Source organism: Bacillus sp. X1(2014) (genome assembly GCF_007678255.1).
In genome coordinates this window covers 171,444-192,437 of the sequence record NZ_VEED01000008.1, presented here as the reverse complement: position 1 = coordinate 192,437, position 20,994 = coordinate 171,444, and the positions used below count along the sequence as shown (strand labels likewise).

Annotated in this window: 20 protein-coding genes; 1 reads left to right on the top strand and 19 read right to left on the bottom strand. The window is 38.5% G+C overall.

Features of this window, described 5'->3' with window-relative positions; all coding sequences use genetic code 11:
- Nucleotides 1-98: 98 nt before the first annotated feature.
- From dmpG to garD, 12 genes are all read right to left on the bottom strand, one after another.
- Complete coding sequence (gene dmpG, locus FS608_RS16570; protein WP_144552946.1) at nucleotides 99-1,127, bottom strand: 4-hydroxy-2-oxovalerate aldolase; 1,029 nt, start codon at nucleotides 1,125-1,127, stop codon at nucleotides 99-101.
- A 23-nt stretch (nucleotides 1,128-1,150) separates the two neighbouring features.
- Nucleotides 1,151-2,038, bottom strand: a complete 888-nt coding sequence (locus tag FS608_RS16565) for an acetaldehyde dehydrogenase (acetylating) (RefSeq protein WP_144552943.1) — start codon at nucleotides 2,036-2,038, stop codon at nucleotides 1,151-1,153.
- A gap of 50 nt (nucleotides 2,039-2,088) precedes the next feature.
- The gene (locus FS608_RS16560; RefSeq protein WP_144552940.1) at nucleotides 2,089-2,865 is read right to left on the bottom strand and encodes an IclR family transcriptional regulator; all 777 of its coding nucleotides are present in this window, start codon (nucleotides 2,863-2,865) and stop codon (nucleotides 2,089-2,091) included.
- Nucleotides 2,866-3,042: 177 nt separating this feature from the next.
- On the bottom strand, nucleotides 3,043-3,312 hold the full coding sequence (locus FS608_RS16555) for an iron-sulfur cluster biosynthesis (RefSeq protein ID WP_144552938.1): 270 nt from the start codon (nucleotides 3,310-3,312) through the stop codon (nucleotides 3,043-3,045).
- An 87-nt stretch (nucleotides 3,313-3,399) separates the two neighbouring features.
- On the bottom strand, nucleotides 3,400-4,869 hold the full coding sequence (locus FS608_RS16550; protein ID WP_144552936.1) for a protein adenylyltransferase SelO: 1,470 nt from the start codon (nucleotides 4,867-4,869) through the stop codon (nucleotides 3,400-3,402).
- Between the two features lie 32 nt (nucleotides 4,870-4,901).
- Nucleotides 4,902-5,399, bottom strand: a complete 498-nt coding sequence (locus FS608_RS16545) for a YehS family protein (RefSeq protein ID WP_144552934.1) — start codon at nucleotides 5,397-5,399, stop codon at nucleotides 4,902-4,904.
- A gap of 33 nt (nucleotides 5,400-5,432) precedes the next feature.
- Complete coding sequence (locus tag FS608_RS16540) at nucleotides 5,433-6,140, bottom strand: M48 family metallopeptidase (protein WP_144552932.1); 708 nt, start codon at nucleotides 6,138-6,140, stop codon at nucleotides 5,433-5,435.
- A gap of 306 nt (nucleotides 6,141-6,446) precedes the next feature.
- The gene (locus tag FS608_RS16535) at nucleotides 6,447-6,818 is read right to left on the bottom strand and encodes an MmcQ/YjbR family DNA-binding protein (protein ID WP_186328775.1); all 372 of its coding nucleotides are present in this window, start codon (nucleotides 6,816-6,818) and stop codon (nucleotides 6,447-6,449) included.
- A gap of 23 nt (nucleotides 6,819-6,841) precedes the next feature.
- Nucleotides 6,842-7,237, bottom strand: a complete 396-nt coding sequence (locus tag FS608_RS16530; protein ID WP_098576278.1) for a VOC family protein — start codon at nucleotides 7,235-7,237, stop codon at nucleotides 6,842-6,844.
- Nucleotides 7,238-7,332: 95 nt separating this feature from the next.
- Complete coding sequence (locus FS608_RS16525; protein WP_144552930.1) at nucleotides 7,333-10,419, bottom strand: MMPL family transporter; 3,087 nt, start codon at nucleotides 10,417-10,419, stop codon at nucleotides 7,333-7,335.
- A gap of 18 nt (nucleotides 10,420-10,437) precedes the next feature.
- A complete protein-coding gene (locus tag FS608_RS16520; protein ID WP_186328770.1) occupies nucleotides 10,438-10,935 on the bottom strand; it encodes a MarR family winged helix-turn-helix transcriptional regulator in 498 nt (165 codons plus the stop codon).
- Between the two features lie 234 nt (nucleotides 10,936-11,169).
- A complete protein-coding gene (gene garD / locus FS608_RS16515) occupies nucleotides 11,170-12,684 on the bottom strand; it encodes a galactarate dehydratase (protein WP_144552927.1) in 1,515 nt (504 codons plus the stop codon).
- Between the two features lie 124 nt (nucleotides 12,685-12,808).
- On the opposite strand from garD, the gene FS608_RS16510 reads away from it, so the two are divergent.
- Complete coding sequence (locus tag FS608_RS16510; protein ID WP_144552924.1) at nucleotides 12,809-13,723, top strand: LysR family transcriptional regulator; 915 nt, start codon at nucleotides 12,809-12,811, stop codon at nucleotides 13,721-13,723.
- An 80-nt stretch (nucleotides 13,724-13,803) separates the two neighbouring features.
- Here FS608_RS16510 and FS608_RS16505 read toward each other — a convergent pair whose 3' ends face one another.
- The 7 genes from FS608_RS16505 to FS608_RS16480 all read right to left on the bottom strand — a co-directional run bounded on the left by FS608_RS16505 (nucleotide 13,804) and on the right by FS608_RS16480 (nucleotide 20,968).
- Nucleotides 13,804-15,216: a glycoside hydrolase family 1 protein gene (locus tag FS608_RS16505; RefSeq protein ID WP_144552922.1), complete on the bottom strand. Its 1,413-nt coding sequence runs from the start codon at nucleotides 15,214-15,216 to the stop codon at nucleotides 13,804-13,806.
- A gap of 76 nt (nucleotides 15,217-15,292) precedes the next feature.
- A complete protein-coding gene (locus tag FS608_RS16500) occupies nucleotides 15,293-16,732 on the bottom strand; it encodes a glycoside hydrolase family 1 protein (RefSeq protein WP_144552919.1) in 1,440 nt (479 codons plus the stop codon).
- Nucleotides 16,733-16,817: 85 nt separating this feature from the next.
- Complete coding sequence (locus tag FS608_RS16495; protein ID WP_144552917.1) at nucleotides 16,818-18,686, bottom strand: beta-glucoside-specific PTS transporter subunit IIABC; 1,869 nt, start codon at nucleotides 18,684-18,686, stop codon at nucleotides 16,818-16,820.
- 2 nt (nucleotides 18,687-18,688) lie between these two features.
- Entirely contained in the window at nucleotides 18,689-18,847 is a 159-nt protein-coding gene (locus FS608_RS30835) for a hypothetical protein (RefSeq protein ID WP_222127368.1), read from the bottom strand.
- A 309-nt stretch (nucleotides 18,848-19,156) separates the two neighbouring features.
- Nucleotides 19,157-19,474: a hypothetical protein gene (locus FS608_RS16490; RefSeq protein ID WP_144552914.1), complete on the bottom strand. Its 318-nt coding sequence runs from the start codon at nucleotides 19,472-19,474 to the stop codon at nucleotides 19,157-19,159.
- Nucleotides 19,459-20,484: an anti-sigma factor gene (locus tag FS608_RS16485; RefSeq protein ID WP_144552912.1), complete on the bottom strand. Its 1,026-nt coding sequence runs from the start codon at nucleotides 20,482-20,484 to the stop codon at nucleotides 19,459-19,461. The genes FS608_RS16490 and FS608_RS16485 overlap by 16 nt, the downstream gene beginning before the upstream one ends.
- Nucleotides 20,477-20,968 carry a sigma-70 family RNA polymerase sigma factor gene (locus FS608_RS16480; protein ID WP_144552910.1) on the bottom strand — a complete coding sequence of 164 codons (492 nt, stop codon included), beginning with the start codon at nucleotides 20,966-20,968 and terminating at the stop codon, nucleotides 20,477-20,479. The genes FS608_RS16485 and FS608_RS16480 overlap by 8 nt, the downstream gene beginning before the upstream one ends.
- Nucleotides 20,969-20,994: the final 26 nt, after the last annotated feature.

Here is a 20,994-nt window from a genome sequence, read left to right as displayed (position 1 = left end):
TAGAAAAAATAATTATTACGATATACGAAAGTTGATGAAAGGGGACATGCTGTCCCTCCTCCAAAAACTCTATTCTATTAATCTCTTTATAGTGATTTTTAGGCTAAAACTGTTTTTTGCTTATTTTTAGCAATTTCAGCAGCCACTTCAACAATCATATCCTCTTGACCGCCAACTACTTTACGATTACCTAATTCAATTAAAATATCACGTGAATCAACACCAAATTTTGCAGCAGCACGTTTTGCGTGAAGCGCAAAGCTTGAGTACACACCTGCATATCCTAGTGTTAAACTGTCTTTTGTGATTTCTTGTGGTACTTGTAAAATTGGAGCCACAATATCCTCAGCCAAGTCCATCATTTTATATAAATCTACACCAGTTTTGATTCCCATCCGTTCACAAACTGCAACTAGCACTTCTGTTTGTGTATTACCAGCTCCTGCTCCTAAGCAGCGAACACTGCCATCAATACGGGTAGCGCCCTCTTCAATGGCTGCAAGTGTGTTAGCCATCGCAAGAGATAGATTGTTATGACCATGGAAACCAACATTAACACCAATCGATTGTTTAAGAGCACGAATCCGTTCGCGGACTTGGTCAGGAAGTAAGTAACCTGCAGAGTCAACTACATAAACAGTGTCAGCTCCATAGCTTTCCATTAGTTTTGCTTGTTCTACTAATTTAGCAACCGGTGCCATATGATTCATCATTAGAAATCCAACTGTTTCCATTCCAAGTTCTTTTGCATAGGCAATATGCTGTGGTGCTACATCGGCTTCCGTAACATGTGTTGCAATCCGTGCCATTTTAGCTCCTAAATTTGCTGCTTCTTTTAATTCATGCAGGGTACCGATCCCTGGTAAAAGAAGAACAGCAATTTTGGATTTATCTGCAACAGATACTGCTGCTTCAATTAATTCCATTTCGTTTGTGCGTGATAGTCCATATTGTAACGAAGATCCTGCCAAACCATCTCCATGAGATACTTCGATATAAGGGACGTTAGCATCATTTAATGCTTTTGCAATTTTAAGTACTTGATCAACTGTATATTGATGATTGATGGCATGGCTTCCATCGCGTAAGGCTACCTCTGTGATAAGAATATCTCTTTCATTTGTCATTATTATTTACCCCTTTCTACAGTTCAAACTGTTTCTTTCGTTAATAGTTTTTTAGCAAATGCTTCAGCAATTTTTACACCGGCTGAAGTCATGATATCTAGATTTCCTGCATATACAGGCAAGTAATCACCAGCACCTTCAACTTCTAGGAAGATCGTTACCTTATTTCCTTCAAAAATAGGTTCCGTACGAAGGCGGTAACCTGGAACATATGCTTGAACTACTTTTTCCATTTCAGCAATAGATTTTCTAATTGCCTCTTCATCCATTTTTCCTTCTTCTACAAGGGTGTAAACAGTATCACGCATCATAATTGGCGGTTCTGCAGGGTTTAAAATCATGATCGCCTTCCCTTTTTTGGCACCACCAACTTCTGCAATCGCACGAGAAGTTGTTTCTGTAAATTCATCGATATTGGCACGTGTTCCAGGGCCAGCACTCAAGCTAGCAATTGTCGCAACAATTTCTGCGTATTCTACAGGAGCTACACGGTTAACTGCGTGAACCATTGGAATGGTCGCCTGACCGCCACAAGTAATCAAATTGATATTGTCTTTATCTAAATGTTCATCAATATTAACAGCAGCACATACATATGGGCCAACAGCGGCAGGAGTCATATCGATGACTTTTATACCGGCTTCTTTTAATACCTTTGCATTGTAGAGATGCGCTTTCGCTGAAGTTGCATCAAATACGATGTCAGCTTCTAGGGTTGGGTCTGCAAGGAATCCATCAATTCCTGTATCAACACCTGCATAACCTAATTCTTTTGCACGGCGTAACCCGTCTGATTGCGGGTCAATTCCAATTACTGCTGTTAACTCTAATAATTCCGAGCGTCCAAGTTTAATCATTAAATCTGTACCAATGTTTCCTGAGCCAAGAACGGCAACTTTTACTTTTGACAAATTAATTCTCCTCCTAAAAAAATTGTTTTGATTGTTTCTATCTAGTTTTTCTATAAGATGCTTTTACCCTGATAACCTAAACAACTTGAAATCTCAGCTGCAGCCCGTGTAATTCCAGCTATTACTTGTGGCAGCTTATTTTCATCAAGTCTCATTTTAGGTGCAGCACAGCTAATAGAAGCGATTACATTTCCTTGATGATTAAAAATTGGAGCAGCAATACATTTCAGTCCTAACTCAATTTCCTCATCGTCAACCGCGTAACCTTGCTCACGAATATCATGTAACTGTTCTTTAATTTCCTCAATATTTGTCATCGTGTGTTTCGTAAACGATTCCAAAGTGATGGATGATAAGATTCTATTTACCTCATTTTCATTCAAATGAGCAAGGATTGACTTCCCTACCCCAGTACTATGAAAGGGAGCTCTTTTTCCAATATGCGAATAAATAGTAAGGGCACTTTGTCCTTCTACCTTTTCAATGTAAATAATTTCATCTCGTTGTAAGGAAACCAAGTGAACGGTTTCATTTAGTTCATCGACTAACTCTCTGATAAATGGCTTTGCAACTTTCGCAATATCAAGATTTTTCCCGACAAAATTACCAAGCTCAAAAAGTTTGATCCCCGGCTTATACTTTAAATCTTCAGGATTTTGTTGAAGATACCCTCTATGTTCTAAGGTCTTGATGATTCCGTGAACTGTACTTTTTGATAAATTTAAATGCTCACTAATCTCTTTGATACTTAGTTCTGGTTTAGTTACCAAAAATAATTCAAGGATATCAGCAGCTCTTTCAACAGACTGAATTAAGCGTTCGGACACAACCATCCTCCTCTTATTCGACATTATCGAATGCCGTTCGCATTTCTTAAGGACAATTTAATAGTAACTCTCGTTCATTATTCTGTCAATCTTTTAGATGATTTAGTTAAATGGTTTCATTTACCTTTGACAATATTCAAAAAAGAAGCCTGATTTCTAATAGAAATCAGGCTTCTTTTACAAAATTTCAAATTGTTTAAAACCAGTTGTATCCGGGATAAAATCTAAGGTTTTATGATTGAAATAATGCCACTCAGCATTGTCAATGATAAAATGGAGCTCATCCTTAGTAATTTCTGTATCGTTAGACTGGATTGTTTCTTCCAACGTCACTTTTACTTTCATAAAACAACTTTTCCGCATTTGCAGCCGAATCAATTGTTTTGAGCCGGCTAACGTTAATCTATCATGTAATTCAGTTTTTGCCTTTTCAGTTAATATAAACACGAAACCACCCCCGTCTTCATTAAAAAAATAATGCTATCCATATAAAGGATAGCATTATCTTGGACTTCAAGTAAATTACACGATTGATTAAGTACCACAATAGGTTCGGTAGGGCTGGTTTGATTTTTCCGGAAGTTTACAGAATTCAGCTTGTTCAGAGGAGTGAGAGTATGGGCTTGAAAGGACATCTAGCAGCCGCTCCAGTACACTGTAGTCTTCTTGATCCACGGCAGCATCGAGTGCAGCCTCCACCCGATGATTACGTGGTATTACTGCAGGATTGCTGCTACGCATTAACTGAAGAGAATCAGCAATTGATTCCTGCTGTCTGCCAAGTCGTGCCTGCCACTGCTGAAACCACTCTTTAAATTCTGGTCTCTCCACCAAGAGCGTTTCATCCGCTTTTTCAATTGTTAAGGCGCGGAAAGTGTTAGTATAATCTGCCTGATGCTTCTCCATAATACCGAGGAGATCATTGACAAGGGATTCATCCTGCTTTTCTTCGTTAAATATCCCCAGTTTTGCTCTCATCCCAGAAAGCCAATTGCTTTGATACAAATCCATATATTTTGAAATCTCATCCTGTGCCAGTTTGACAGCCTCTTCCTGATTATCATGAATAAGCGGCAGAAGGGTCTCTGCAAATCGGGCGAGATTCCAACCAGCAATATACGGCTGATTACCATAAGCATAGCGGCCTTGAGTATCAATGGAACTAAATACTGTTGCTGGATCATACGTATCCATGAAGGCACAAGGCCCATAATCGATGGTTTCACCACTAATCGTCATATTGTCGGTATTCATTACCCCATGGATAAACCCTACTAGTTGCCATTTAGCAACTAACGCTGCCTGTCGTTTAATCACTTCCTGGAGCAAGGTAAGATATCGATTCTCATCCGTTTCAACATATGGATAGTGGCGATTCAGTGCATAGTCAGCAAGAGCCCGAAGTTCTTCGACCGTTCCCCATTTCGCAGCAAATTGAAAAGTACCGACGCGTAGATGACTGGAGGCTACACGTGTCAATATGGCACCAGGCAAGGTCCTTTCGCGGAATACTGGCTCTCCTGTTGTCACAACTGCTAGACTACGGGTGGTTGGTATCCCAAGCGCATGCATGGCTTCGCTGATAATGTATTCGCGCAGCATCGGTCCGAGCCCCGCTCGACCATCACCTCCACGCGAGTATGGTGTCCTTCCTGGACCCTTGAGTTGAATATCAAGTCGTTCCCCTTTTGGGGTGATTTGTTCTCCAAGCAAAATAGCACGGCCATCTCCTAATTTCGTGAAATGCCCAAATTGATGTCCTGCATATGCTTGGGCAAGCGGCATTGCTCCGTCTTGTATCTGGTTGCCCGCAAAGATGGCAACGCCAGCTTCGCTTTCGAGTGCCTGCTCGTTCAAGCCTAATGAGTTTGCGAGTGAATGATTAAGAACAATTAACTCGGGTGACCGTACTGGTGTTGGTTCAGTCCTGGTAAAAAATATGTCAGGCAGCCGGGAATAACTGTTATCAAAGTTCCAGCCAATTTCAGTTTTTTCTGTTGCCATCGTATTCCCCTTTCATGTTTCTAGTATGTAATTTAAGATTCCCTATATTTTAATGCCAATCCTTTTAAGAAATTCCGGGCGAATTTATCCCCGCACTCTTTATAATTTTTATGTCCTTCTTTTCTTAATAAAGCCCCGAGTTCACCTTTTGTAACTGTTATTCCTGCATTTTCGAATATTTCGAGAAGATCGTCAGTCGTTAATGCCAGCGCTATTTTTACTTTTTTCAGAAGGAGATTATTTACGTTTGCGCTTTTCTTTATTGACGGTTCCTGTGTATCCGGTTGTCCTGGTTTGGGCTCTTGTTTGCCTCTTTTATAAATAATAAGACCGTTTAAAAATGAATCAAACATACTGTTATTACATTTTATTTGATCGTCATATTCAGCCTCATCGTCTGACTTTGTGAGAATTTTTATTACCTCAGGAACGGTTACTTCCACGCCGCCAAGTTTAAATACTTCTGCCATTTCTTTATTTTTTAACTCCAATGCATATCTCAATCGAATCAGTATATCATTATTATCCATCTAAAATCCTCCTTTAAAGTTTGATGTTCATATTCAAACAGTCATTTTCCAACTTGATAATGCCAGCCAGTTCTCTCGCTCCTCATAATCGGGTAGTATTTTCCCAACAAGGCGCCAAAAGGAACGATCATGATTAAGATGGACCATATGGCACATTTCGTGAACAACTACATAGTCAATCACTTGCTGTGGTGCCATCGCCAACTTCCAATTAAAGGTTAACTGCTGCCTGGAATCACAGGTCCCCCAATTGCTGTTATTATCTGAGATACGGATAGACCGTGGTTTGGTTTTAAAATGTTTTTGATAAGAACGAATACTCCGCTCTACTAACTTTTTACACTCTTGATAATAAAATCGTTTTAAAGCTTGTTTTATTTTAGCATCCTCTAGTTGTTTAACATATATTTTTAACATATCCCCTTCAAACACTACATAGTCTTGTATGTTATTTATATCTTGAGATACCTTAATAGGATATTCTTCCCCTAAATAAAGGAAGATTTCACCATGATCATAGAACTTCACTTTTTGCCCAAGAAGTCTATCCTTCATTTCCTTGGATTTTTGCTGAATCCAATCCCATTTTTCCTCTATTAATTGAAATACACGTTCATCAGTTGTTCCTCTAGGGGCCTGGACTTCAACATTGCCATAAACATCTATAGTAATGCCCAACGATTCACGTTTTTTATAAACTATCTCAAAACTCATGGTCTGACCTAAATAATTATGTATCATTTAATCACCTGCATTATGACAATAGGTAAAATCAACAACAAAAAAATAAGAGTAGCAATAAAATTCCTACTCTAACCTTGAATTAGTGTATGCCAGATCGAGTGTTTTGTCCATGAGAAGCCTCAATTCCAAGAAGAAGCTAATTATTTATTTATTTTGTGTAAAATTACCCTTCAAGTATGGGACATTTTTCTTTTTTTTAATGCAAAATCTCTTCAATGGGCGATTTTATGAAGTAAAAATCTTTAAGAAAAAATCGATAATATAAGAACATAAATAAAGAAAGGCAGATGAATCCGCCTTTCTTCACTTATTATTCAATTCATGCCATTGCTTAACCAGACGCTTCGGTGCCGCACGTAAATAGGCTTCTTGAATTAGATCGGTCAATTCGTCCCAATTTTCCTCAGCCGGATTCTGAATGGATACCCAGCCGTGTTGTCCGATATATGGGGTTTTGTAGTAATGCTCTTTCTGTAGCAATAATTCTTGAGTTTCTCGATCTGACTTGAACGACAACCCGAAACCTTTTTCATTTTCGCCTGAAATCACGAAGGATTTTCCATTAATTTTAAAAGTATTGTGACCAAATCCGTCGATGTGTTCAACAGCTTCTGGCAGAGCAAGACAGATTTTGCGAACAGTTTCAAGCGTGCCAGACGTATCTAGTGATTTCATCATTTTATTCACCTATCACCAATCTATTTTGCATTTGCATCTGGTTGATGAATTCCGAATATATTTCCTTCAGTATCAATATAGTATCCTTGCCACGCCATTCCAGGAAGAGCATATTTAGGCAATGCGACTTTACCGCCGTTTTCAATAATTTTAGCTTCCGTGGAATCGTAGTTTTCCACTCCCATTGTGCATGCAAATCCATTTAGAGGTTGGTTTGGTACTGGCGGAGCACTTTGACGCTGCATCAACGCACCATTGATTCCAGGTTCATCTTCATTGCCAGTCACTGCTCCAAAGTAAGGCATTCCTGCATAATCACTCCAATCTTGGAATGACCATCCGAATACCTCTCCATAAAACTTCTTGGCCCGTTCCATATCATCCACATGAATTTCGAAATGAACTAATCTCCCCATAATTACCTCCTAAAGGTCTTATATAACCTCTCTATTATAGGACAGGCATGGAAAAATATTCAATAAATTAAAAAAACTTTATTCTTAGTTTGTGATTATAACACTACTTCATTTTCTGAACTTAAGCCAGATTCCTTCTTTCTAGAAAATAAATTTGCAAGAGCATCTGGAAGAGCCATCAATGCCGGCACAAAAATAGGAAGCAATATAAAACAAAGGATGACCAGTCCTGAAATAACAGCTATAGCCAGTTCAGATAAAAGCACGATCCCAGCTGGCATTAGTGTAGCAAAGGTACCGCCAAGAATGATAACTGCTGCTATAATGACACCACCTATTTGTCTGGAAGCCAGCACGATAGCCTCTTTGGCCGCCATATCAGGGTATTCCTTAAATCGCATCATTAAGAATATACTATAGTCTACTCCCAGAGCTACAATAATAATAAAGGAGAAGAATGGCACAAAGGATGAAATACCTTCAAGTCCCTGCAAATCTATGAAAATATAATTTATGATGAACATAGCTGCATAGTATGCCCCAACTAGCGATGCCGTAATAAAAACCGGAGTCCAGAAAGATCTAATAACAAAGAATAGTACAAGCAATACTCCGATAATGACAATCGCTGTTGTTTTATTCAAATCTCTAGTCAAGACATTATTCATATCGTTTGTGGTTGCACTTGGTCCAGATGTTCCACTCTTTGCATCTGAAAGAACGGTGTCTTTTAATCCATCAGTAACCGTTTTATTAATTTGTTCAACAGTCTTTAAAGCCTTCTCAGAATATGGATCATCATTTAAAACAACCATAAACTTAGTAATTTTTCTATCTTTGGACAGGAACGTATCAAATGATTTTTTAAAGTCCTTGTTTGTCAAAGCTTCTTTTGGAATAAAGAAAGTTTTATTCGTACTAAGCTGTGTTAAGTACCCATTCGTTTGTCCCAGGCCATCCGAAATTTGCTCTAAGCCGGTGTTGACATCTGACAGTTTTTCTCCAAAAACACTGAATCCATTGAGACCGTCTGCCAACTGCTGCTGCCCTGTTTTCATCTGGTCCAATCCATCAGTGACACTGTTCATATTCTTTACGATTGTACCAATCCCTGAAGATGCTTGATCAAGTCCAGATTCAAGTTTTTTCAGTCCATCTGCCATTTGCGATAAACCGCTGCTTATGGCCGTTAGATTTTTATTGGCTTTTCCAAAACCAGCCGTAACGGCATTATAATTAGCATTTAATGTTTGTATTCCTTCAGGTGTGATTTGACCTAATGAAGATGATAATTGATTAATTGTTTGCTTCAATGCTAGATAATTAGCATCACTTTGAGACTCAGTATAACTGCTTCCTAACGCAGTTACCATGGATTCCATTTGTGACAGCGCACTTTTCATCCCAAGAAGAGCCTGAGCTGCATCTTGATAGTGGGTCCCCATCTCTTTATATCCAGCCTGCATCTTCCCATAATTTTCAGCGAGAAGAGCGACACCACTGCTCATCTTGGAGAGATTCGTTTCAATGGCAGCGATTCCGTTCGTGATCGTTTTCGAGTTCCTTGAACCATCATCTATCCCCGCTTGAATTTGCTTTAATCCATTAGTTAAGGCATCCATTCCCTCTTCAAGCTTTGCCGTTCCATCCACCATCTGACCCACTTTAGAAAAGTCAGCTGATCCGAATCCATCTTGTGCTTGTTTCAATCCATCATGGATTTGGTCGACACCATCTTGAGTTTGGGATAAGCCATCCGTAACAGACCCCATTTGACTGTCAACGTAAAAATCGTCAATGGGCTTACCCTGAGGCTGTGTTATGGAAGAAACCTGCTTCACTCCCTTAATGCTCTTCAATCTTTCCGTTATATTATCAATGACTGAAAGAGATTCATTATTATCAAGTGCTTTGCCAGTATCAATGACTACAGTTGCAGGCATGGCCTGACCTTTGCCAAAATGTTCCGCAACCAAATTAATAGCTTTTGATGAAGGATACTTATTTCCAAGTTCCCCTATGGTATCGAAGTTAAGCTTTTCCTGATGTAAAAATATCATTGGTCCTAATATTAAGAGTATGACAACCGTGGATATAATCGGATGCTTTACAGCAAAGGAAGAGGTTGTTCCCCAGAACTTGTTTTCCTTATGACCATTTACACTCTTGGATGGCCAGAAAAGCTTTTTACCTAGCACCTTCATAATAAACGGTGTTAAGGTCAATATTTCAAGCAATAATATGGTTACCCCGATGACAACCACTACTCCAGATCGATAGATTGGAGATTCTGCAAAAATGAGTGCAAGGAACGCAATAAATACTGTGAGTATGCTGTACGCAATAGTTTTACCTGCTGTTTTATATGTGTTTACGATTGATTCATCTATAGTGTGGCCATGGGATAGTTCTTCCTTAAATCGATTAAAAAGAAGGATGTTATAATCCGTACCAATCCCAAATAGGATAAGGACCAGAAGCATTTGGGTAAGACTGGTTATTGGAAATCCTGCTTTATCAATTAATTGAGCTGCAATTCCCATGGAACAAAGATAGGAAAAAGCTACAGCCACTAAGGAGATCAAAGGTGTAACAACTGATCTGAATGCTAGGATAAGGACGACCAAAATAAAGATAACTGTTAATGCCGCACTTTTTTCGACACCTGCTTGAGAAGCTTTCAGATAATCATTATTGATAAAGTCTTCACCGCTAAGATAATATTCAACAGGTACTTTATCCAGTTTGCTTTCAAACTGTTTTTCGATATCATCTACTTCTCGTCCTTTTTTATCAAGCTTAAAACTCACCATCAGTGTAGTACCATCTTTTGATACTAGTGAGCTTTTTGCTTCGGGGATACTGAAAGGATCCATGATGTCTGCAATTCCAAGCTCTTTGCTACTATCGCTAATGGATTTTACAGCCTCACCAATTTTTTTCATTTCATCATCTGATATTTTATTTTTATCGTAAAAAACGATAAGGTTGTTGATCCCTTCTGTTGTATCCATCTTTTTTAAGATAGTATCTGCCATTACTGAAGGGCTGTCACTACTTGTTCCTTGCTGTCCTTTTTGACGCAGTATGGCATTGATGTCTGGTTGAATGACTGTTAGCACGATTGTCGCAATCAGCCAAATTGAAAAAATTGCCCAGCGGCCTTTAATAATCTTTCTCACCTTGAATCCTCCATCATTCTATTTTGTTTTTTCAGGAAAGTACAAAACATCAAAGAATTCATGATTATCCATTCCTTCTGCCTCCATTTTTTCCTTCACAGCAGAAACCAATAATCTCATGCCCTTTTCAACCATTTCCTGTTCATCTGGGTTTAAGAGACTTAATACATCTGCTAATGATTTATTGGCGATTTCAGATATGTCCTCATTTATTCCTTTTGATAATTCATTTGAAAGTGAGATCTCCACTGAACGTTTATCTTTCGGGTTAGGAGTTTTCACTAGAAAACCTTTAGAAGTAAGTCGTTCCACGATATCTGAAACCGTACTTTGAGTCATCTTAAGGTTCTGAGATAGATGTTTAATACTGATTTTTTTATGGGCAAACACTTCTCCAATTACCCTTGCTTGGGGAATTGTGACACCCCGTTCTTCGGAATGTTTCTGCAGACTTTTCATAATAAAACTTTGCAAAAAATCAATAGATTCACGAATAAAATCGGCTTTTTCCACCATTCACTAACCACCTTATAAAAAAATAGCACACGATACATCCTATAGGATACATCGTGTGCTATTTATCTTAAAATTAGATATCACTTTTGTCAATGGTAAGGTGTTCTTGCCAAAATGCATAAAAAAAGCAACATCCATTATATAGGGTATGTTACCTTTCTTCGAAGTGAGCATTCTAAACTCGTATATTGAATAGGGAGCAAGTATTCCCTTTTCTACTATTCCAACTATAAATCAGGTTATTGGTGCTGGATTAAATAGAGTAAAATCATTATAGATTTCATATTTTTCTGCTAAACTCTGTTTTCGTCCGCTGGCAACATCGATAATTTCGTTGAATAATAGAGTTCCAATTTCTTGAATGGTTGCTTCGCCTGTTGCAATTGGCCCTGCATTTACATCAATCAAATCTTGCCACATATTTTTCATATCATTTCTTGAACATACTTTAATGACTGGTGCTGCTTCTAATCCATAAGGAGTTCCTCGTCCTGTCATAAAAACTTGAAGTGTGATGCCACTAGATAACTGGCACGAGCCACAAACAAAGTCACTAGCTGGAGTTGCTGCAAAAATCATCCCTTTTTTCGTTGGTCTTTCTCCTGGTGAAAGAACTTCTACAATAGGAGATGAACCAGATTTAGCAATCGAACCCATTGCTTTTTCAACAATATTCGATAAACCACCTTTTTTATTTCCCGGTGTTGGATTAGCTGAGCGGTCGACTTGACCATTATTCAGGTATTGATCATACCATGCCATTTCGTCAGCTAATTTTTTCCCAACTCCTTCGTTCACACAACGCTCTGCAATGATATGGACACCATCACGGACCTCAGTTACTTCAGAAAACATGACAGTTGCACCAGCATTGACTAGCATATCAGCAGCATATCCTGCAGAGGGATTCGCTGTTACACCTGAGAAAGCATCACTTCCACCACATTGTAAACCAATACATAATTGAGAAAGAGGCAGCTCAACACGAACTCTTTCATTCAATCTTTTTAATTTGTTTTCTGCCATATTCATAATCTCTGCCATGATCGCATCATGGCCCTTTTCGTTTTGAAACGTGACCACATTGTCTAAAGTGTTATACTCCGCATCCACTAACATTTCTAATGTTAGTTTTTCACATCCCAGAGAGATAATCATCGTCTCCCCACCGAAATTCGGATGTTTGACCATGTTTTGCAGCATTCGAATCGGGATTATTGCTTCAGGGGCATTGATGGCGACACCGCATCCATAGGCATGATTTATCGCTACAACATCATCTACATTTGGATATTTTGGAAGAAGATCTTGTTTAATTCTCTTTACTGCATTATTTAAAATACCTGTTACGCATTGAACAGTTGTGACTATTCCCAATATATTTCTTGTTCCTGCATGTCCTCCGTTTTTGTTTGGATAACCCATAAACGTTCTTGCTGGCGGTTTAGGTAAATCTGTTACCAAATTGGTTGCAAACTCCATCTCATCTAATGATGGAGGAATTGGAAGTTGCAGCATATGTTCGTTGATCCAGTCGCCCTTATTTATAAAATGTAAGGCATATCCTAAAGTGACGCCATATCGGATGATTGGTTCCCCTTCTCCAATATTGCATAAGGCAATTTTATGCCCTTGAGGAATATCTTGGTTGGCTAGAATATCATCGATGACAATGGTCCCTGCTGGAATGGCATTTACAGTAATGGCAACGTTATCATTATCATTAATTTTAATAATACGATTTTCCACTGCGTTACCTCCTAAACTCTTGTTCAATTCTCAAAACCATTGTACTCTTAGATTGTATATAAAGTAAAAGTGATTATTTTTAGAATTCTATTAGAAAAACTAAGAGTAATGAGGAGAATTTCAAATGGATTTAAAACAGTTGGAATATATGATTAAAATCGCTGAGGAAAACAATATTACAAAAGCTGCCGAAAAACTTTTTATCACTCAATCAGCATTAAATCAGCAGCTCTTAAAATTAGAAAAAGATCTGGGAACCCAACTTTTTGTTCGTTCAAGAACCAATTGGCATCCGACACAAGCAGGAGAAATTTATATTGAGAATGCCAAAAAAATGGTACGTATCAAAAAAGACACCTACAACCAAATTAATGATTTAATTGATATAAAAAAAGGAAAGCTTAGTATTGGTTTAACTCCCGAACGTGGCCCCGAGATGTTTGCATCTATCTATCCTAGTTTTTACAAAAAGTATCCAAATGTAAAAGTGGAACCCATTGAACTACCGGTTAAACAACAACAACATGAAATATCAATGGGGAATCTTGATATTGGATTTTTAACATTGCAAAATTCGCAAAAAACAAATGATGAATATATCTATATCTGTTTAGAAGATATTCTTTTAGCAGTACCCAAAGCACATCCCCTTGCGCATTTAGGAGGAAAATTCGGTGATAAACTTCCTGAAATAAGCTTAGACTGTTTTAAAAACGATACGTTTGCCCTTATGCAAACAGGATCAACTCTTCGAGAAATTTATGAAAATCTCACTGCCGACGAGGATTTTAATCCAAATATCTTGTTAGAAACAAGGAGCGGCCATAACTTATATCATATGGTTGCGGAAGGAATATGCTGTTCCATCATTCCAATGGCGTATGCTCAATATAACCCTAACGTTTCTTATTTCTTTATCAAACAAAAACCTGTTTGGGAAGTATGTGCATCTTATAAAAAAGGCACCTATTTAAGTAATCCTGCAAAAGACCTTATAAAGATTGCCAGTGAGTACTGGTCCAATAAATTAATGCAATGATGGGAATGGACTTTTGCTGTCGATAACTTGGGATGATAATAAAAAAGAGCTTGCCCCCTCTCAGGCAAACTCTTTTTAGATTAATTTAATTTCTCTCCGTTCGTTGCAATCAGCTCTTTATACCAATAAAAACTTTGCTTGCGAATACGGCGTAAGTCTTTCAAATCAAACTCATCACGGTTCACAAAGATAAAGCCATAGCGCTTGCTGCATCCTTGATGGGTACTGATTAAATCAATCGCTGACCATGGGCAAAAGCCGAATACTTCAACTCCATCAGTGATTGCCAGCTGCATTTGCTCGATATGCTTTCGTAAGAAGTCGATACGATATGGGTCATTAACCACATCGCCCTCTTCTAGCTTATCGAATGCTCCTAAACCATTCTCAGTTATAATTAACGGAAGGTTATAACGGTCATAAATTTCTCTTAATGTGTTTCTAAATCCAACTGGATCAATCTCCCAGCCAAACTCATTCTTTTTCAGGTTTGGATTGGTTGCTCCTTGATAAACACCTGATTCGCCAATGGTAATATGCTGGTCACCAGTATGACCGGCATCTGAACCGTCCTCTTCACTTGCCGCTACAGTTTGGGAAGTATAGTAGTTAAAAGCAATAAAGTCAGGATTCGCGCTTGCTAAAACTTCCATATCGCCATCAAGAATCGTAGGCACATAGCCTTTTTCTTCAAAATAGTTCCAAGCAGTTGTATTATAGCGGCCGAATACAGCCATATCTAAGTAAAGCCAATTGCGAATGGCTGAATAATTATTGGCAGCCATAATATCCTCAGGCTTTGAGCTAGCTGGATAGATGGATACAATGTTTGGTGCCGGACCAATTTTTGCATTTGGCAGCATTTGATGACATAAATTCATTGCCTTTGCTTGGGCTACGAGCATGTGGTGGTTTTGCTGATACAATTCCCTTTTAGGATTTTCTAAGTTAGGGTCAACGGTTCCAATTGCATCACCATGCAGGATCATCATATTTTGTTCATTAATAGTTAACCAATAGTTTACACGGTCTCCGAAGTTTTCAAATAGAGTTTGAGCATAGATTTCAAAGGCATCAATCGTTTCCCGGTTTGACCAGCCGCCTTTTTGCTGCAGGGCATATGGCAAGTCAAAATGATACATTGTAACAATTGGCTCGATACCATGTGCAACAATTTCATTGATTAAATTATTGTAAAACTCAATTCCCTTTGGATTCAGTTCTCCAGAACCATTTGGATAAAGTCTTGTCCAAGCAATCGAAAAGCGATACGCTTTATATCCCATTTCGGCTAATAAGGCAATGTCTTCTTTATAATGATGATAGTGGTCGCTGGCTACTTTAAAATCGGAGGTACCTTCAGGATATTTTGCCATATCGATAACAGATGGACCTTTCCCATCTTCGTTCCAAGCCCCTTCGATTTGATATGCTGATGTGGAACCTCCCCAGAAAAAGTCCTTTGGGAATGGTTTAAGTTTGATATGTTTCATTTTCCTTTACCTCCATTTAAGTTTTCTAAAAAAGAAAAGCCGGAAACCATTATGGTTTTACCGGCATGAATTAGGATTAAAGTTGTTCGCCGTTTGTAGCAATAACATCTTTATACCAGTAGAAAGACTTTTTCTTGCTGCGTTCTAATGTTCCGCTGCCGTCGTCATGTCTATCAACATAAATAAATCCGTAACGCTTAGACATTTCACCAGTAGAGGCACTCACTAGGTCGATACAGCCCCAAGGAGTGTATCCAATTAGGTTAACACCATCTTCGATCGCTTCACCCATCGCTTTAATATGGTCTCTTAAATAATCAATGCGATAATCATCGTTGATTGAGCCATCTGCTTCTACTGTATCCTTTGCCCCTAGACCATTTTCTACAATGAATAAAGGAACTTGATAGCGGTCATAAAGTTTGTTTAATGAGATTCGAAGACCTTCAGGGTCAATCTCCCAGCCCCAGTCACTTGCTTTAAGGAAAGGATTTTTCACACCACCGATAATGTTACCAGATGAGCTTTCTTCATTTGTTTTTTCTTTCTTTTCGGTGCGGGACATATAATAACTAAATCCGATATAATCAACCGTACCTTCTTTAATAATCTCTAAATCGCCATCTTGAATGTCTAATTCAATACCATTTTCCTTAAAGTAACGTTTGGCGAATGCAGGATATTCCCCACGAACTTGAACATCTCCACAATAGTAGTTAAAAATTTGTTCTTCTTTTAAAGCATGCATGACATTATCAGGGTTGCTATCGAAAGCATACACAGGAGCATATACAAGCATGCATCCAATTTGTGAACCAGGAATGATTTCGTGTCCAATTTTTACTGCTAGGGCACTAGCCACAAATTGATGATGCAGTCCTTGGAAACTTTCTTGTAAACGAGCTTCTTCGCTTGATGCAGAAAAACCTAAGCCGAAAAGCGGGAAATGTGTCGCTCCATTGATCTCGTTAAAAGTCATCCAATACTTCACTTTTTCTTTATAACGATTAAAAACAGTTCTTGCATAACGCTCAAAGAACCCAATGAGCTTTCGATTTTTCCAAGCACCATATTCTTTAATAAGGTGCAGCGGTGTTTCATAGTGAGAAATGGTTACTACTGGTTCAATACCATGTTTGTGTAACTCATCAAATACTCGGTCGTAAAAAGCTAAACCTTCCTCATTAGGAGTCTCTTCGTCCCCTCTTGGGAAAATACGTGACCAAGCAATAGACAAACGGAATACTTTAAAACCCATTTCCGCAAAAAGAGCGATATCTTCTTTATAGCGATGGTAAAAATCAATTGCTTCGTGATTTGGATAGTGATACTTACTTTCGTCAATCTCATAATTGAAGCCAGGTTTCATAAGGAGTTCTAAACGAACTTTTCCACCAGGGAGTACATCGGCAAGGTTTAAACCTTTACCGCCTTCTTGTGATGCTCCTTCTAATTGATTAGCAGCGGTTGCTCCGCCCCATAAAAAGCCTTCTGGAAATTTACGATTCAATTTCATTCACCTCTAATTTTTTTATAAATCCAATGGTTATCGTTAGTAATATATCGAAAGTCAGGGGAAATTAGATTCCCCCACCTTCATATTATTGCAATGCTAGGAATGCCTCACGTGTATTGATGTTTCCTTGTTTAATTGGTTCAATTACATGATAACGGTCAGGATTTGTAATAATGACTGGAGTAATTAAGTCATATCCTTCTGCTTTAATAGCTTCCATATCAAAGGTTACAAGAGTTTGGCCCACTTCAATAAAGTCGCCGTCTTTCACATGTGCTGTGAAATGTTTTCCTTGTAATCTTACCGTATCTAAACCAACATGGATTAGGATTTCTGCTCCATTATCACTTGTAATGCCGATCGCATGCTTCGTTTTAAAAATAGTTGTTACTCTGCCTGTTACAGGAGAAACTACTTTTCCTTCCTGCGGCTGGATCGCTAAACCTTTACCCATAATTCCAGTTGAAAACGTTGGGTCATTAACCTCGGTTAATGCTTTTACTTCACCTTTTAACGGGCTAAATACTTTTTCTGCTGCTACTACTAATTCAGACTTTGTGTCAGCAGTGTTAGTTTCCTCTACTGTTGTAGTCTCTTGCTCTTCTTCACCTTCTACATCTTCAAAGCCCATAATAAAAGTAGCGATGGCGCCTGCTGCGAAAGCAATTGGTAATCCAATAATAGCTAATACAAATGTCGATCCGATAAAAGAAGCAATACCTGGTAAACCAACGTTACCACCTAAAATGAAATATTTTACACCTACTGCACTGTAGTATGCTCCACCAACAGCACCACCAATTAATCCACCGATAAATGGTTTCTTAAGGCGCATGTTAACACCATACATAGCTGGTTCTGTAATACCCATAAGTGCAGTTAAACTAGTTGTCATTGCTAATGATTTAAATGATTTATTTTTTGAGCGTAAAGATACGGCAAATGTTGCTCCTGCTTGTCCCATGTTTGCGGCAAACATTGAAGGCAAGATAAAGTCATATCCTTTAGTTGCAAGGTTGTTCATTACAATTGGAGTAAATGCATAGTGCATACCTGTCATGATAATTAATGAGAATGTACCACCTAAGATTAACCCCGCAAAGATCCATCCATATTTAAATAATGCCCCAATTGCTAGAGAAAGCCAGTTTCCAAGAATGGCACCAAGCGGACCAACTGCGATTAATGTAACTGGTACAATGATAAGTAAAGTGATAGTTGGAACTAAAATAAGCTTAAACATACTAGGAATTACTCGGTCAACCCATCTTTCAACATATGAGGCAATCCAAATCGCTAGTAAAATTGGAATAACGGTTGAAGAATAAGTGACTGCAGTTACAGGAAGTCCAAGGAAATGTACTGGTTTACCTGCACCTAATAAAGCTGTTATGGTTGGATGCAACAGCGCCGCAGCAATAGTTGCCGCTACATAAACGTTACTGCCAAACTTTTTGGCCGCACTTACTGCTAATATAATTGGCAAGAAGTAAAATGCACCGTCACCAATAGCGTTTAAGATGGTATATGCTTGACTAGTGTTTGTCATCCACCCAAAAGCCATCGCAATGGCTAAGATCCCTTTGATCATACCGGCACCGGCAATTGCAGGAAGAAGTGGTGTGAATGCCCCAGAAATTACATCAAAGATGGCATTGATCGGATTTTTTCCTTTTGCAGAGGATTTCTGACCCTTGCTATCCATTTTTATCGCGCTGTTTTCAAGAATAGCATTATATACTTTTGGAACATCATTTCCGATAATAATCTGGAATTGGTCACCGCTTATATTGGTGCCCATGATACCAGGAACTTTTTCTAAACTTTTACGATCTACCTTACTTTGATTCTGTAAATTGAAACGTAGTCTTGTCATACAGTGAATAACGTTTTGAACATTACCTTCTCCACCGACTAATTCAATGATGCTTATGGCTGTTTTTTTGTAGTCCATGGTTATACCTCCTGATTTTTTGTAAAAAAATAACCTGAGAAACTAGAGATGGAAATGACCCAATGATCCCACTCGTGTTCCTCAGGTTTTGCCTGCATTACCAGTAACAATCCTGTGTTATAAATATAAACTTGTAAAACTTCCGAAGTCAGTTGCAGCATCTGGCCAGTTCCTGCAACAGCACTTCAATTTTGGAAATAAAAAAAACCTAAATTGTACACTACACCCCTTAGAGTAATAGTACTACAATTTAGGTTTTGCCTGCTTGATCAGTAACAATCCTAAAAATTAATTAATTTGTACACATATATTAGCATCCGCTTTCATTCCAAGTCAACCTTTTCTTTCAAAAAAATTTTATAAACTATTTACCAAGATTTTAATTAGAATGGTTAAGTTGTTGGCCATTTCTTCCTTTGTCAGCTGATGGTAAAGCTTTTTTTCGATAAAATTAAGTACACATGAACATATCAAGGCTTTGGATTAATCCCCACCCAAGAAAGCCCAATCATTAAAAATGTAAAAACTAAAATAAACGAACTAATCCCTATCCCCCAAAGAGCATATAATCTCGATCTTTTGGATGTAATCAAACCAAACAGCCCTAGGAAAAACCCAACAATCGGCAGATTGACAAGAAACATTTTCGGAAAATCATCAATATCCATTAATAATGCAATATTGACCCCCGCCAATGCGAGAAGAGCAATTAAGAAGGATAGGAATCCCGATATGGTCTGCAGTTTTCTTTGTTTTCCTTTGTTCTTATTGTTCATTTCCAGTTCCATAATTTCACTTCCCCGACTTTCATTACTCTGATCAGATGATTATCTTTCAGTTTTCTTAATTCTGGAGTTGGTCCGGTGACAACTCCTCCATAGATATGAATCCCATTTTTCTCGATGTACGGTATTCTTTCTTTTAATGATAAAGACCTTGCCCGCGATATTTTCTCGGCATTTTTTTCATCCTTAGCCAGGAACTTTAAAATGTCTAAAAATACCTCCTCATTTGACTTCTCCCTGCCATTAAATGGTGACCATGTAGTGGTATCGACCTGCAACGGATAGCCGATTGGCGCAACAGAATGTCCCGCTTCATATAAGTTCTTATCCTCAAGCCCTGTGTCAACGGCAACCCATCTTACCTCGACATTATTCCCGAGCTGTTTTTTAAGCTCCTCCGGCTTCATTAATTGATTCAACGAAAGATAAATCTCCCCCACCGTTCCATCGGGAAGGTGATCGAGAATATCCCAGTCCGAATAGACGTTTTTGCCAGATGGCCCGTCCGGATGAAAAAGCATGTTTGTCTCCATGCTCCCCGAAATTGGTAGCGGCCTCTCAAGCTTCATATCACGCTTGGGGAAATTGGGATTATTCAGCGCAAACCGAACCGAGTATTCCCCCGCTTTATAATCCTCTTTCCCAATTCGCTTAAACACATCAAAATAAATATTCATCGTAAACAATCCGATATCCTCTTCTAACTCCATCTCTTCTAAACTCATGTTCGGTTCCGTTACATAAATGGTTTTAGTGGCGATATCAATTAGATGGTTCGCCCTTCCACCAATCGCGTAATACAAATAGCTGCTTAAGGTGAGGACCGGCACAAATAATAGTAAGATGGCCAGGCTTATCATAATGTTTGTCTGCAGGGCATGATTTCTGCCCGCTTTAATCAGCCGTTTTTGTTTCTCTTCCGGTACTTTATGGCTTTTTTCATAGTCCTGCACCGATTCATTTAAAATAGATTGATAAAATTCCTCATCGTTTTGAGTTTGATTTTTATCCATTCTGCCTTCTCCTTTCCTTGACCCTTTCAACCACCATTTTTCTTCCCCTTGATAAATGGCTCTTCAGCGTATTCAAATTTAATTGAAGAATTTCAGCCGCTTCTTTTAAACTCAACTGATGCAGGTCACAAAGAACCAATGCATGCATTTCGGTTTCCTTTAATGAATGAATATCGTTCATGAGTGCTGCAAATCCTTCCTTTTCTAAAAGATCAATTTCCGGTGTTTTCATGCTTATTCGATTATGTACCTCATCGGTGATGACCAGCCGTTTATGTTTTCTAATAAAATCGATAAAGGCATGATAAGCCACTTTAAACAGCCAAGGTCTAATATGGTTAATGTCATCTTCCGACAGTTGAAGGTACGCCCGGTAAAACGTCTCTTGGACTAAATCCTCTGCTGTATGGTGATTTTTTGAAAGGGAAAATAAGTATCGATAAAGATCATCTACATATGCTTCAAACACCTCATCTAAATCCACCACTTTCCCCCCTTCAACCTATCCAC

What these genes read in the sequence shown, in the direction of transcription:
- FS608_RS16520 (WP_186328770.1), bottom strand. Translation starts at nt 10,935, where the DNA reads ATGGTGGAAAAAGCCGATTTTATTCGTGAATCTATTGATTTTTTGCAA.
- FS608_RS16510 (WP_144552924.1), top strand. Translation starts at nt 12,809, where the DNA reads ATGGATTTAAAACAGTTGGAATATATGATTAAAATCGCTGAGGAAAAC.
- FS608_RS16495 (WP_144552917.1), bottom strand. Translation starts at nt 18,686, where the DNA reads ATGGACTACAAAAAAACAGCCATAAGCATCATTGAATTAGTCGGTGGA.
- FS608_RS30835 (WP_222127368.1), bottom strand. Translation starts at nt 18,847, where the DNA reads ATGCTGCAACTGACTTCGGAAGTTTTACAAGTTTATATTTATAACACA.
- FS608_RS16485 (WP_144552912.1), bottom strand. Translation starts at nt 20,484, where the DNA reads ATGGATAAAAATCAAACTCAAAACGATGAGGAATTTTATCAATCTATT.
- FS608_RS16540 (WP_144552932.1), bottom strand. Translation starts at nt 6,140, where the DNA reads ATGATACATAATTATTTAGGTCAGACCATGAGTTTTGAGATAGTTTAT.
- FS608_RS16530 (WP_098576278.1), bottom strand. Translation starts at nt 7,237, where the DNA reads ATGGGGAGATTAGTTCATTTCGAAATTCATGTGGATGATATGGAACGG.
- FS608_RS16550 (WP_144552936.1), bottom strand. Translation starts at nt 4,869, where the DNA reads ATGGCAACAGAAAAAACTGAAATTGGCTGGAACTTTGATAACAGTTAT.
- FS608_RS16505 (WP_144552922.1), bottom strand. Translation starts at nt 15,216, where the DNA reads ATGAAACATATCAAACTTAAACCATTCCCAAAGGACTTTTTCTGGGGA.
- dmpG (WP_144552946.1), bottom strand. Translation starts at nt 1,127, where the DNA reads ATGACAAATGAAAGAGATATTCTTATCACAGAGGTAGCCTTACGCGAT.
- FS608_RS16500 (WP_144552919.1), bottom strand. Translation starts at nt 16,732, where the DNA reads ATGAAATTGAATCGTAAATTTCCAGAAGGCTTTTTATGGGGCGGAGCA.
- FS608_RS16535 (WP_186328775.1), bottom strand. Translation starts at nt 6,818, where the DNA reads ATGAAATCACTAGATACGTCTGGCACGCTTGAAACTGTTCGCAAAATC.
- FS608_RS16545 (WP_144552934.1), bottom strand. Translation starts at nt 5,399, where the DNA reads ATGGATAATAATGATATACTGATTCGATTGAGATATGCATTGGAGTTA.
- FS608_RS16490 (WP_144552914.1), bottom strand. Translation starts at nt 19,474, where the DNA reads ATGGAACTGGAAATGAACAATAAGAACAAAGGAAAACAAAGAAAACTG.